The 12,742-nt window shown below is 72.8% G+C and carries 9 protein-coding genes; 5 read left to right on the forward strand and 4 right to left on the reverse strand.

Features of this window, described 5'->3' with window-relative positions; translation table 11 throughout:
- Nucleotides 1–4 precede the first annotated feature (4 nt).
- Entirely contained in the window at nt 5–712 is a 708-nt protein-coding gene (locus HHL19_RS25920; RefSeq protein ID WP_169092745.1) for a DUF5995 family protein, read from the reverse strand.
- Between the two features lie 521 nt (nt 713–1,233).
- Here HHL19_RS25920 and HHL19_RS25925 point away from each other — a divergent pair.
- Entirely contained in the window at nt 1,234–4,116 is a 2,883-nt protein-coding gene (locus tag HHL19_RS25925) for a LuxR family transcriptional regulator (RefSeq protein ID WP_240981862.1), read from the forward strand.
- A gap of 132 nt (nt 4,117–4,248) precedes the next feature.
- Here HHL19_RS25925 and HHL19_RS25930 read toward each other — a convergent pair whose 3' ends face one another.
- Together HHL19_RS25930 and HHL19_RS25935 are read right to left on the reverse strand one after the other, a co-directional pair.
- Nucleotides 4,249–5,649 (reverse strand): MFS transporter, encoded by a 1,401-nt coding sequence (locus tag HHL19_RS25930; RefSeq protein WP_240981863.1) that lies wholly within the window; start codon nt 5,647–5,649, stop codon nt 4,249–4,251.
- A 296-nt stretch (nt 5,650–5,945) separates the two neighbouring features.
- Nucleotides 5,946–7,223 carry a cytochrome P450 gene (locus HHL19_RS25935; RefSeq protein ID WP_169092747.1) on the reverse strand — a complete coding sequence of 426 codons (1,278 nt, stop codon included), beginning with the start codon at nt 7,221–7,223 and terminating at the stop codon, nt 5,946–5,948.
- Nucleotides 7,224–7,427: 204 nt separating this feature from the next.
- On the opposite strand from HHL19_RS25935, the gene HHL19_RS25940 reads away from it, so the two are divergent.
- Both HHL19_RS25940 and HHL19_RS25945 read left to right on the forward strand, forming a co-directional pair.
- Nucleotides 7,428–8,738: a cytochrome P450 gene (locus HHL19_RS25940; protein ID WP_169092748.1), complete on the forward strand. Its 1,311-nt coding sequence runs from the start codon at nt 7,428–7,430 to the stop codon at nt 8,736–8,738.
- A complete protein-coding gene (locus tag HHL19_RS25945) occupies nt 8,735–10,471 on the forward strand; it encodes an acyl-CoA dehydrogenase family protein (RefSeq protein ID WP_169092749.1) in 1,737 nt (578 codons plus the stop codon). Before HHL19_RS25940 ends, HHL19_RS25945 begins: the two co-directional genes overlap by 4 nt.
- A gap of 94 nt (nt 10,472–10,565) precedes the next feature.
- Here the strand turns inward: HHL19_RS25945 and HHL19_RS25950 are convergent, their stop codons facing one another.
- A complete protein-coding gene (locus tag HHL19_RS25950) occupies nt 10,566–11,276 on the reverse strand; it encodes a TetR/AcrR family transcriptional regulator (protein WP_240981864.1) in 711 nt (236 codons plus the stop codon).
- 125 nt (nt 11,277–11,401) lie between these two features.
- Between HHL19_RS25950 and HHL19_RS25955 the strand changes: the two genes are divergently transcribed.
- Both HHL19_RS25955 and HHL19_RS25960 read left to right on the forward strand, forming a co-directional pair.
- The gene (locus HHL19_RS25955; protein ID WP_169092751.1) at nt 11,402–12,301 is read left to right on the forward strand and encodes an aldo/keto reductase; all 900 of its coding nucleotides are present in this window, start codon (nt 11,402–11,404) and stop codon (nt 12,299–12,301) included.
- A 19-nt stretch (nt 12,302–12,320) separates the two neighbouring features.
- Nucleotides 12,321–12,713, forward strand: a complete 393-nt coding sequence (locus HHL19_RS25960) for a DUF427 domain-containing protein (protein ID WP_169092752.1) — start codon at nt 12,321–12,323, stop codon at nt 12,711–12,713.
- The last annotated feature ends 29 nt before the right edge of the window (nt 12,714–12,742 follow it).

Here is a 12,742-nt window from a genome sequence, read left to right on the forward strand (position 1 = left end):
GGCCCTACGGCCTGGCCAGGGGCGTCAGCAGCATCCGTCCCACCAGGCCGACCGAGCGGTCGAGCCGCTCGGTGAACTCGGCCGCGATCCCGGGCAGCGCCCGCAGCTGCCACAGCGAGCGGGCGGCGAGCCAGGCCCCGTCGCGGGCCCGGTCCAGGCTCCAGCAGCCGAGCAGGTGCGTCAGCGGGTCCGCGATCTCCAGGAGGTCCGGGCCCGGCATCAGTTCCTCGCGGATCCGCTCCTCCAGGAGGACGAGCACGTCGCCGACCCGGTCGAACTCGTCCTCCAGGTCGGCCGGTACGCACTCCAGGGCGGCGCAGCTGTCGACGACGGCAAGTGCCAGGTCGTGGCCGATGTGGGCGTTGATCCCGGCGAGCGCGAACTGCAGCGGGGTGACGCCGGGGTGGCGCCGGTAGTGGAAGAGGGGCCGCCAGCAGGCGGGCCCCGGGCGGCCCGCGGCGTGGGCCTCGACGGCGGCGAGGTAGCGCTCGGCGAAGAGCACGTCCAGGGTGGCCGCCGCCCGCCGGTCCCCGAAGGCGCCCGCCTCGATGGCGTGGCCGATCTCCTCGGTGACCGTCAGGTACACCCGGTTGAAGACGGCGACCCCGTCGCCCGGGTGCCAGGCCGCCCGCAGCGACCGCATCCGGTCCACGACGGGGTCGACCGCCACGAACTGCCCGAGCCGTTCATCCGTCCACTGGGTCTGCGCCATGGGGGCAGACTCCCAGCCGCCGGGCCCGGGAGGGAGCCTCCGGGGCCCGGCTTCGCCGGAACGGGCGAATACCTCAGTTCTTCGCCGTGTCGCCGGAGCCCGTCTCGTACGACGAGGCTAAGAACTCGTTTCCACGCGACAAGATCAGCATTCCGGTCCCCTTTTCCGGGGCGGGCTCGTCGAGGAGTGCGACAACCGGCCTTCTGTGGCTGATTCACATGCGTCCCCGGGCCGGGATCTTGCCCCTGTACCTTCCAGCAGGCATGTCCCGATCCGTGTGATGTGGGTCACGGGGGCCTCTGGCGGTCCGCCCGGCTTCGGACAGGTGTCCCGATCTGCCAGGTGTGATGGATTCCCTTGTATTCAGTCTCCAATCGGAGCACCGACCTCCACCCGGAGGCTGGTTGCCCGGTTCGGGCGACCGGTATTTACTGGCCAGAGCTTGCCCGCGAGAGCTCTCTCCGACAGGTCTCGCCGCGCTTCTCCTTCGGTCCCGTCAGATAGAAGCGGAGTCGAATTTCATGCCGCCAAGCAGTGCGCCGACCGCACCGGACGAGCTTGTTCGTCCGTTCCGTCCTCGCCTCGTGTACGAGAGAGAGGAACAGTTATCGGTCCTCCGGCGCCTACTCGCCGAGGCGCTCCGGAGGAACAGCAGGATCGCCGTGGTGAGCGGCGGCATAGGCCAGGGGAAGACCGAACTCCTCGCCGCGTTCACGGAGGAGGCGCGCCTCACCGACGTGGTCCACCTCTCGGCGACGGCCTCCCGCATGGAGCGGCATGTGCCCTTCGGCGTCCTCGCCCAGCTCTTCCGCAGCATCGACCTCCCCCTGGAGACCGCCCGTCAGGTCGCCCGTCTCGTCGACAGCGCCCTGAGCCCCGACGCGGGGAACCCGCAGGAGTCCGCCGCCGTCCCGCCACGGCTGTTCCACCAGATGGGCACGGCCCTGCACGACCTGATCGAGTACCTGCGCAGGCCTCTGCTGATCAGCGTCGACGACGTCGAGTACGCCGACACCCCGTCGCTGCTGTGCCTGTCCGCCCTCTCCCGTCGACTGCGCGCGACGCCGCTCCTCATCGTCCTCAACGAACTGTCCTCCCCGCACTGTTCGAGCACCCTGCTCCGCGCGGACCTCCCCCCGGAACCCCTGTGCCACCGGGTCCTGCTGCCGCCGCTCTCGCTCGGCGGGGTGCGCGACCTGCTCTCGGCCCGCCTCGGCGGCGGGTCGGCCCGGGCCCTCGCCGCGGAGTGCCTCGCCGCTACCGGCGGCAACCCGCTCCTCGTCCGCGGCCTGGCCGAGGACACCGCCGCGGTCGCGGACGCGCGGCCCGAGCCCGTCCTGTCGGCGGGCCCGCGCTTCGAGGCGGCCGTGCTCCGCTGCCTCTACCGGACCGCCTCGCCGGTGCGGGCCGTCGCCCGGATCATGGCCGTTCTGGACGGTTCCCAGTACACCCCGCTCCTCGCCCAGCTCCCCGACACGCACCCTCACTCGCTGTGGCGCGCGCTCGCCTCCCTCGAGGAGACGGGCCTGATGGTGGACGGCGTCTGGCGCCATCCGGTCGCGCGCTCCGCCGTGCTGCACGACATGGCCGTCGAGGCCCGCACGGAGCTGCACACCCGGATCGGGACCCTGCTCTTCAGGAACGGCGCCCCGCTGACCGCGGTGGCCCACCACCTCGTCGCGGCGGGCCGGATCGACAACGACTGCGCCGCGGACGTGCTTCTGGAGGCCGCGCAGGAGGGCCTCGCCACGGGCGACACCACGCTCGCGGCCGACTGCCTGTCCGTCGCCTACCGCTACGACCGCAGCGAGGAGTTCCTCACCACCACGACGGCGATGCTCTTCCGCACCGAGTGGAGGTCCGATCCGCAGCTGGCGGCCCGCCGGCTGCCCAAGCTCCTGAAGGCGGCCGGGTCCGGGCTGCTCACGGCACGTCATGTGTCGGCCCCCGTCGACGCGCTGCTCTGGTTCGGGCGGCCCGACACGGCCCTGGAGGTCATGGAGCAGCTGGAGGGCCAGGCCCGGCGGCGGAAGGACCTGGAGGCCTCGACGTCCCTGCGCCGGTGCCGGACGACCCTCGCCCTCCTCTATCCCGATACGGCCACCGGGGAGGGCGCCGCCGACCTGGCGGCCGAGGCGCCCGATGTCGCGCCCGAGGTGTCCGAGGGGCAGACGATGTCGGAGCTGTCCCGGGTGCTGCACGGAGGCGTGGGGCCGTTCCCCGCGCTCTGGGCGGAAGGGGCCCTGGCCAGCCACCAGTTGGACGACGACACGCTCATCCCCCTCGTGATGGCCGCCGGCACCCTCATCCTCGACCGCCTCTTCGCATCGGCCGAGCGGTGGATCGACGCGCTCGCCGCCACGGCCCGGAGCCGGTCGGCCCCCGTCTGGCAGGCGCTCTTCGAGAGCCTTCGGGCGGAGCTGGCCCTGCGCCGGGGAGACCCGGCCCGGGCCGGACGGCTGGCCGAGCGGGCCATCGCCCAGCTGCCGTCCGCCAGTTGGGGCGTCCTGATCGGCCTGCCGCTGGCGGTCACCCTGGAGGCGTACGCCATCCTCGGCTCGTCCGACCGGGCGCTCACCCAGCTCCACGTCCAGCCGCCGGAGGGCATGTTCCGGACCCCGCTCGGCGTGCGCTACCTGCGCGCCCGGGGCAACGCGCTCCTCGCGAGCGGGCAGACGCAGGCCGCGCTGGACGACTTCGCCGCCGTCGGCGAACTGGCCCGCCGGTGGCGGATGGACGTCCCCGCCCTGCTGCCGTGGCGGACCGACGCCGCCCGGGCCCACCTGGCGCGTGGCGAGGTCGAGCAGGCCCGTGAACTGGCGACGGCGCAGTTCGCCCTGGTGGGAACGGAGCACCACGAGGCGCGTTCGCTGACCCTGCGGACGCTCGCCGCGACCGTCTCCTCCCAGGAGCGGGCCGAGCTGCTGGGGTACGCGCTGGAGGCCGCGCAGAAGAGCGGCAACCCGCTGGAACTCGCCTACACGCTGAACGCCCTGAGCCGGTCCCACCTGGAGGCCGGGCAGTACGGCAAGGGGCGCATCGCCCTGCGCCGGGCCCGCGAGCTCGCCGAGCGGATCGGCGTGTCGCTGCCGGCCCGGACCGTGCCGGAGGCCGAGCAGCGGCCTCAGGAGCTCGCCGTGGCGGAGGGCGGCGAGAAGCTCGTCGACGTGCTCAGTGACGCGGAGATGCGCGTGGTGGTCCTGGCGGTGCGCGGCAACAGCAACCGGCAGATCGCGGCCAAGCTCTTCGTCACCGTCAGCACGGTCGAGCAGCACCTGACGAGGGTCTACCGGAAGCTCGGGATCAAGCGGCGCAGCGACCTCGTGCTCGCCGTGAACGGCGAGGCGGCGCTCGGGGCGAGCGCCTCGACCGCCGCTACGAAGGTACGGGAGGGCGCGGTGTAGGCGTGCGCCGTGCCGGAGACGCCTCGGGGCCCCTCGCCAGGACGGCGAGGGGCCCCGAGGCTGTGCGATCGGGACCCGCGGCCGGTACGGGGGATGGCCGGCCGTGGGTCCCGAGTCGGGGGGAGGGGAGCGTCAGGAGACGCGCGCCTCGGGTCGCTCCTCGGTCGCGGCGGGGGCCGCGGCGGGAGCCTTGCGGAGGTTCAGCGCCGCCACGGCGCCGAGGAGCGCGGCCGCCGCGGTGACCCAGCCGGCCGTGCGCAGGCCCTCGATGACGTCGCCGTCCGCGGGGGCCGGGGCGCCGGCGGTCAGGTCGAGGCCGGAGTTGGCGATGACCAGGATCGCCGCGAGGCCGACGGCGGCTCCGATCTGCTGGGAGGTGGAGGCCAGCGCGGAGGCCACACCCTGCTCGGCGGGGTCCACACCGGATCCGGCGGTCGCGAAGATGGCGGTGAAGGCCAGACCGCCGCCGAAGCCGTAGATGGCGACGCCGGGCAGGACCGCCCAGTAGGTGCTGTCGGCGACCATGCCCGCGGCCATCGCGGCCATGCCGACGGCGTAGATGAGCATGCCGAGGGAGAGCGTGCTGCGCAGACCGGTCTTGTTGAGCATCGAGGCCGCGATCTTTCCGCCGGCGAGCATCGCCAGCAGGCCCAGGGGCAGGAACGCGAGACCGGCCTGGAGCGCGTTGTAGTCCAGGATGTTCTGGATGTACGTGGTGAAGAGGTAGTAGCCGCCGCTGAGGGCGCTCATGTGCAGGAAGGCCACCATCATCGAGGTGACGAGCGTGCGGTTGCGGAACATCCGGAGCGGTGCGAGCGGGGCGCTGGTCTTCGCCTCGATGAGGAAGAAGGAGGCGACGAGCAGCAGGCCGACGATCAGCGAGCCGAGCACCCGCGGGGTGCCCCAGCCGGACTCGGGCCCGCTGACCAGGCCGAACACCACGAGTGTGGCACCGATGGTGACGACGAGGGCGCCCGGGATGTCGAAGCCCTGACGGGTGCCGCTGCGCGCGGCGTCGGGGGCGAGCAGGCCGGGGACGCCGAGCAGGGCGACGGCGGCCAGCGGAACCATGAAGAAGAAGACCCACTCCCAGCCCAGCCACTGGGTGAGCACGCCGCCGAGCAGTGCGCCGGCGGCCAGGCCACCGCTGCCGGTGGCGCCCCAGACGGCGAGCGCCCGGTTGCGCGAGGGGCCTTCCTCGAAGCTGGTGACGATCAGGGTGAGCGTCGACGGGAAGAGCAGCGCGCCGCCGAGTCCCTGCACGGCACGCGCGGCGACCAGGACCTCCGCCGACTGCGCGAAGCCGCCGACCAGGGCCGAGACGCCGAAGAGGACCAGCGCCGCGACGAAGACCCGGCGGGCCCCGAGCTTGTCGGCCGCGCGTCCGCCGAACAGCAGGAAGCCGCCGAAGGCCACGGCGTAGGAGCTGACGACCCACTGGAGGGTCTGCGGGGAGAAGTCCAGATCCTTGCCGATGTCCGGCAGTGCCACGAACACGATGTTGTAGTCCACGGCGATGATGAACTGGGCCAACGCCAGCAGCGCAAGCCTCAGGCCGGACCGCTGATGCGAGCTAACGGAACCTTCCACTGGATTGGAGCCCTTCTGCAAAAGGAGAACGGCGAACCGATCTCTACATGTCGTTCGATTGCTGAGCGGTGTTCAGAGTTCGCATGGGAGATGCTACCGCCACGGCGTTCACTGTCAAGCGGAAGCGGCGTGCCCGCGGCCGGGCGCGGGGCCGTGCACGCGGACCGGCCCCGGACCGTGTGCGCGGTCCGGGGCCGGTCAGGGTGAGGTGGCGCGCCGCACGGGTGCACGCGTGCGGGTCAGGAGGAGGTGACGGGTCCCAGCACGACGGGCAGTTCACCGATGACGCGCAGCGAGACGCCGGGCCACCGCTCGATCGACCGGTCGTCGTCCAGCCGGACGTCGCGCCGGACGAGGGCGGCGAGCGCCTCCTGTCCGATCATGCGGGCGATCGGAGCCGCGACGCAGAAGTGGATGCCGTGCCCGAAGCCGAGGTTGCGGGTCTGCTCCCGGGTGACATCGAGCCGCTCCGGGTCGTCGAAGGCCTCCGGGTCGCGGTTGGCGGCGGCCATCATCACCGCCACGTACTCACCGGCGCGCACGGGGATCCCGGCGACGTCGGCATCCTCCAGGGCGGTCCGGGTCACCATCGCCAGCGTGCTGTCGTAGCGCAGCAGCTCCTCGACGGCCGCCGGCACCCGCTCCGGGTGGGCGCGCAGCCAGGTGAACTGCTCGGGGTGGGAGAGGAGGTGGTAGCTCTGGTTGCCGATGAGCGCGGCCGTCGCACCGAAACCGGCGGCCAGCAGGTTCATCATCAGCATCGCCAGCTCCCACTCGGAGAGCCGGTCGCCCTCCTGCTCCGCGCGGGCCAGGGCGCTGATCAGGTCGTCGCCGGGCTTCTCCCGCCGGGCGGCCACCATCTCGATGCCCGCGTCGATGAACACGTCACGGGCGGCGTTGCGGCCGGCCTTCTGCTCGTCGGTGAGCGTGAACCCGGGGTCGAGCCCGCGCCCGCTCTCCATGGTGTTGGCGAAGAAGAGCGGATGGTAGTGCTCGGGTATGTCCATCATGTCGCTGAGGACCCGGGCCGGCAGGGGCCGGGACAGCACCTGCTGGAGGTCGATCCGGCCGTCGGGGTTCTCCTCCAGCGCCCGGTCGAGGAGTTCCTCGGCGTACCGCGCCGCCTTCGGACGCAGGCCGGCGATCATCTTCGGCGTGAACGCCTTGGAGACCAGGCCCCGGATCCGGGTGTGGTCCGGCGGGTCCATGAACATGAGGATCCGGCCCGATTCCCCGCTCGCGGGGTTCTCCACGAACTGGTCGGCCACCATCGGGTGGATGCCCCAGCCGAACCGGGGGTCCTTCAGGACCGTCGCGGCCTCCTCGTAGCCGTACACGGCCACGACCCCGCCCGGGGTCCGGAAGGCCCGGCCGGACCGCTCCCTCGTCTTCCGGTAGTGCGGAAACGGGTCGGCATGGAAATCGGGATCGAACGGATCGAAGGGAAGCGTCCGCCTGGCCGTCTCGGGGTCGTAGGTGATGACATCGGGAAGTTTCGCGGTCGACGCCTCGGTCATTTTCCACATCCCACTCGGTTGAGGACCGTCTGCTGGGATCCGGAAATTACGCGCGCCCGCCCCCTAGGGCCAACCCCTCACGCCGCACCGCGCCCACAGGGGTGCCCTCGGGAATCTGGGGTTGGCACTAGGGGGTGGCCGTCACTACTTTCCCCGGGGAAATCGCAGAATATCGCGCAGAGAACTCACCTACACGAGGTTCGGATGAGCAGCAGCGACCGGCAGAATTCCGCGGAGCCCCCTGGTCTCCCCGCGATACTCGAAGGGTTCGACCTCACCGACCACGCCGGATTCGCCGACGGAATTCCGTACGGGTTGTTCGCCCGGCTCCGCGCGGAGGCGCCGGTGCTCCGCCATCCCGCCGGCACCCTCCCGGACGGCGAGGGGTTCTGGGTCCTGACCCGGCACGCGGACATCGCGGCGGCTTCGGTGGATCCCGTCTACTCCTCCCAGGGCGGAGGCGGCCGCCGGGGCGGCGGCTCCCACCTGGAGGACCTGCCGTTCGGCGGTGGGCTCACCGGCAGCGTGCTGGCCATGATGGACAACCCCCGCCACGACGTCTTCAAGCACCTGCTCGGCCCGGCCCTCGCCACCGGCGTGACCCGCCTGGAGCCCGAACTCCGCGCCCTCGCCGCCGAGTTGGCCGACCGGGCGGTCGCCCGCGGGCGGGTGAACCTCGTCGACGACTACACCGAGCCGTTCTCGCTGCGCTCGGTCGCCCTCCTCCTCGGCGTGCCGCGCGCGGACTGGCCGGAACTCGAGGAACGGGTGCACGCCGTCCTCGGGTTCACCCACCGCGCGACCGGCCGGGTGGACGAAGCCTCCAAGGCCGTCTACGCCGGTCTGCGCTCCTCCTTCACCGACCTCCTGAAGCGGAAGCGGAAGCGGCCCGGGGACGATCTGACCTCGGTCCTCGCGACCGGCGAGCTGCCCGCGGACAGCGGACAGCCGCCGCTCACCGACCTGGAGCGCGAGACCAACGCGAGCGTCCTCCTCGTCAGCGGCTTCGAGCAGCCGCGCAACACCATCGCCGGCGGTCTGCTGGCCTTCGCCCACCACCCCGACCAGTGGCGGGAGCTGCGCAAGGACCGCTCCCTGCTGCCGACCGCGGTCGAGGAGGTCCTCCGCTGGCTGCCGGCGAACCCCTACAACCGGCGCACCCTCACCCGGGACGTGGAACTGCACGGCCACCTCATGCGCGCCGGGGACAAGGTGACCCTGTGGTGGCCCTCGGCCAACCGCGACGAGACGGTCTTCCCGGACCCGGACCGCTTCGACATCCGGCGCGACCCCAATCCGCACCTGTCCTTCGGCCACGGCGTCCACTACTGCCTCGGGGACTCCTTCGGCAGGCTGGAGATCCGGCTGGCGCTGGAGGCCCTCCTCGACCGGGTCGAGGAGATCCGGCCGGCCGGCCCGGAGATCTGGGCGCCGAACAACAAGCACACCGTGCTGCTCGACGTGCCCGCGGAACTCGTGCCCGCGGAACTCGTGCCCGAGGAGGGGACGCGATGACCGCCGCCCACGGCGCCACCAGGCCCGCCGCCCCCGCGCCGCCCCTCTCCACCGCGTCCCCGGTCCCCGGCTTCGCCGCCGCCCTGGGGTCCGGCCGGCTCGGGCCCCGGCTGCCCGACTTCCCCGTACCGGCCCCGGCGGACCAGGAGGCGGGCGACGCGGTCGTGGCCCGGCTCGACGCCTTCCTCCGGGACGGGCTCGACCCCGACCGGGTGGATCTGACCGGGGAGCTCCCGGACGGGTTCCTGGACGAACTGCGGGCGAGCGGCTTCCTGAAGCTGCGCCTCGGACCGGAGGCGGACGGCCTGCGGCTGTCGTCGTACGACGCCTTCCGCGCCGTCGAGCACGCCGCCGGGTTCTGCATGCCGGCCGGTCAGATGCTGGCCGTGCAGGCGGGGGTCGGCGCGCCCGCCCTGCTGCCGGCGCTGCCGCCGGGGCCGCTGCGCGACCACCTCACGGAGCGGCTCGCCGCGGGCGCGGTCTCGGGCTTCGCCCTGACCGAGCCCGCCGGGCAGAACAACGCCTGGCCGGGGACGACGGCCACCCGGTCCGCCGACGGCACCGGCTACACGCTGCGCGGGGAGAAGGTGTTCACCGGCCACGGACCGGTGGCCGACGTCCTGGCGGTCGCCGCCACCGAGCACACCCCGGAGGGGCGCCGGCTCTGCGTCTGCTTCGTGGACACCGCCGCGGCCGGCTTCGAGGTGACCTCGCGCGTCGAGTTCACCGGCAGCCGGGGCCTGCCCAACGGGGCGCTGCGGCTGGACGGGGTGGAGGTGCCGGCGGAGCACGTCGTCCGCGGGGCGCCCGAGGAGCCGCGGTTCTCCGCCCGCATGTCCGACGTCCTCCTCGACGGCCAGCTCTACTTCACCGGCGCCCCGGCCCTCGCCATCTCCCGGCTCTGCCTGCGCTGGTCCGCGGAGTTCCTCGCCCGGCGCGCGGTCGACGGACGCCCCCTGATCGAGTACGACGCGATCCAGCGGCTGGTCGCGCGGACGCTCGCCGAGCTGCACGCCGTCGACAGCGTGATCCGCTGGAGTCTGATCGGCCCGGGGGCGGAGGAACGCTGGTTCGAGCGGCTCACGGCCAAGAACCTCGCCGTGCGCACGGCCTGGCGGATCGTCGACAGGACGGTCTCCCTGTACGGGGCGGAGGGCGTCGAGACGCTGCCGAGCAAGCTGCGCCGGGGCGCGCCCCCCGTCCCGCTGGAGCGCCGGCTGCGCGACGCCCGCGGGCTGCGCATCGCGGGGAACGTCGACTTCCAGCTGGACGCCCAGGCGGGACGGCGCCTGCTGGCCCTGTACCGGACGGGGGGAGGGAGCGCTCCCGACCCCACGTTCCCGGACCCGGGGGAGGGGGACGGCCTCGGAGCGGCGAACCGGGCCCATCTCGCGTCCGTACGGGAGCAGGTGGCGCGGTTCCACACGACGTGCCGGGAGCTGGTGCGGGCCCACCCCCGGGAGGAGGAGCTGCACGAGAAGGAGCACACGCTGATCCTGCTCGGCCGCATCGGGGCGGAGCTGTTCGGCATGTACGCGGTGCTCGCGCGGGCGGCCCGGGCGGATCCGGGCGTTCCGGAGGAAGGCGTCGAGGCGGGGCCGGCGGCGGACGTGTACTGCGCCGAGGCCGGGCACCGGCTCGCCGGCCTGTGGCGGAGGCTCAGCGCCGGCCCGGAGCCCGACCACGCCGGACTGAGCAGGCGCTGGCTGGCGGGGTTCGGCGACCGCGCCTGAGAAACGCCGACGGCCGGGTCGAGGGGAAGCGGACCCCTCGACCCGGCCGTCGCGTCCCGCGTGTCGGCCCGTCACCGGCGGGCCGGCCGGCGGATCACGCGGCCGCGGTGGCCTCGTCCTCGGCCGCCGGGACATGCCCGAGTGACTTGGACAGGTCGACGAGCTCGGCGCGGTAGAGCTTCTCGGGGTCGCGGACCTGGGGGGCGAGGTGGCCGTAGACCTCCAGGGACACCAGGCCGTGCATCCGGCCCCAGACGCGCAGCGAGAGGGCCACGGCCGCCGGCGGGAGGTCCGGGAACGTGCCGCGGATCAGCTCGGCGAACGCCGGGTCGAAGTCGGACCAGGTGTGGTCGCTGCCGATGTAGAGGTGCTGCGCCTTGGGCCAGGCGGCGGCGACGATGCCGGTCAGCACGGCGCAGGAGCGGTGCTCGGCCTCGGCCGCCACGCCGCCCTCCGGGGGCTGGTAGTCGGGCACGGCGTCCCCGTACACGAGGCGGAACTCCTCGGGATTGCCGACCGCCCAGCTGCGGTACGCCTTTCCGAAGGCGAGCACCTGCGCCGCGGCGTCGTCCTTGGGGGCCGCCTCGATGGCGGCTTCCAGGGTGTCGGCCAGGCCGCCGTAGACATCGGCGATCAGGACGCTGACCAGGCTGTCCCGCGTGTCGAAGTAGCTGTAGATGGCACCGGCGGTCATCCCCATGTCACGGGCGATGGCCCGCAGCGAGATGGAGGCCGTCCCACTGGAGGCCATGTGCTCCAGGGCCGTGGCCTTGATCTCCGCGGTCGTCGCCTCGCGAAGCCGCATCCTTCGGCTTTGAGTCACCTGTCCCATGCTCGCCATCTTAGCAGTGTTGAGGCATGAACACCCCACTCCTGATACTTCACACAGTGCAATTGACGTGCACTGCGTAAATGATGAACACTGTGTACATGACTCAGTCCAGCACGCCGCCGCCGGCGGGCGGCACCTTCCGCATCGGCGGCGATCTCACGGTCAACCGGCTCGGCTACGGCACCATGCGGCTCACCGGACCGGGCATCTGGGGCGATCCCGCCGACCCCGCGGAGGCGGTCCGGGTGCTCCGCCGGGCGGTGGAGCTCGGCGTGAACTTCATCGACACCGCCGACTCCTACGGGCCGTACACCGCCGACCACCTGATCCGGCGGGCCCTGCACCCCTACCCGGACGACCTGGTGATCGCCACGAAGGTCGGCCTCGTCCGCCCCGGCCCGGACGACTGGCGCCCGGTCGGACGCCCCGAATACCTGCGCCAGCAGGTCGAGCTCAACCTCCGCCACCTCGGCCTCGACACCCTCCCGCTGCTCCAGCTCCACCGCATCGACCCGGCGGTTCCCCTGGAGGACCAGGTCGGCGAACTGGCGGAGCTCCGCGCGGAGGGGAAGATCCGCCACATCGGCCTGTCCGAGGTCACCGTGGAGGAGGTGGAGAAGGCGCGGGCCGTCGCCCCGATCGTCTCCGTGCAGAACCTCTACAACCTCGCCGAGCGCAAGTACGAGGACGTCCTGCGGTACGCCGAACACCACGACCTCGCGTTCATCGCCTGGTTCCCCCTCGCCATGGGACAGTTGGCTTCCGACCGTGCCGTTCCGGCCGGCGCCCCCGAGGCGGCGGACGCCGACCGGAGCCCCGCACGCGAGGACCACGGCGCCACCCCGGCCCAACTCGCGCTCGCCTGGCTCCTGCGCCATTCCCCGGCCCTCCTCCCGATCCCCGGCACCTCCTCGGTGCGGCACCTGGAGGAGAACATGGCGAGCGCGGCGATCCGCCTGTCCGAGCAGACCTACCAGTCCGTCACCGCCGCCGGCTGACGGCACGAGAGGAACACGGATGCCGCACACCGAACACACCCACCGCGTCACGGCCGTACGCGGGGACCAGACCGTACGCGTGGTGATCGACGGCCGTACGGTCGCCGAGACCGCACGCCCGGTGCTGGTCCACGAGACCGGCCTGCCCGTGCGCTACTACATCCCGCCCGAGGACGTCGACCTGACGCTCTTCGACCCCTCGGACACCCGGACCACCTGCCCCTACAAGGGCGAGGCCGCCTACTGGTCGTTCCGCGGCGAGGCCACGTCCGGGCCGGCCCGCCCGGACGTGGCCTGGTCCTACCTCGACCCGATCGACGCCGTCCCCGAGATCAAGGGGTACCTCTCCTTCTACGACGACGTCGCCGCGGTGGAGGTGACCGGCCGGGTGCCCGCGACGCCGACGGTCTGACACCACCGCGGGCCGCCCCGGCTCGCGGG

Source organism: Streptomyces sp. R302 (assembly GCF_012927245.1).
GTDB lineage: Bacteria > Actinomycetota > Actinomycetes > Streptomycetales > Streptomycetaceae > Streptomyces.

Excerpts from the sequence above, each read along its gene's own strand:
- HHL19_RS25940 (WP_169092748.1), top strand. The coding sequence starts at position 7,428 with ATGAGCAGCAGCGACCGGCAGAATTCCGCGGAGCCCCCTGGTCTCCCC.
- HHL19_RS25920 (WP_169092745.1), bottom strand. The coding sequence starts at position 712 with ATGGCGCAGACCCAGTGGACGGATGAACGGCTCGGGCAGTTCGTGGCG.
- HHL19_RS25925 (WP_240981862.1), top strand. The coding sequence starts at position 1,234 with ATGCCGCCAAGCAGTGCGCCGACCGCACCGGACGAGCTTGTTCGTCCG.
- HHL19_RS25935 (WP_169092747.1), bottom strand. The coding sequence starts at position 7,223 with ATGACCGAGGCGTCGACCGCGAAACTTCCCGATGTCATCACCTACGAC.
- HHL19_RS25955 (WP_169092751.1), top strand. The coding sequence starts at position 11,402 with ATGACTCAGTCCAGCACGCCGCCGCCGGCGGGCGGCACCTTCCGCATC.
- HHL19_RS25945 (WP_169092749.1), top strand. The coding sequence starts at position 8,735 with ATGACCGCCGCCCACGGCGCCACCAGGCCCGCCGCCCCCGCGCCGCCC.
- HHL19_RS25950 (WP_240981864.1), bottom strand. The coding sequence starts at position 11,276 with ATGCGGCTTCGCGAGGCGACGACCGCGGAGATCAAGGCCACGGCCCTG.
- HHL19_RS25960 (WP_169092752.1), top strand. The coding sequence starts at position 12,321 with ATGCCGCACACCGAACACACCCACCGCGTCACGGCCGTACGCGGGGAC.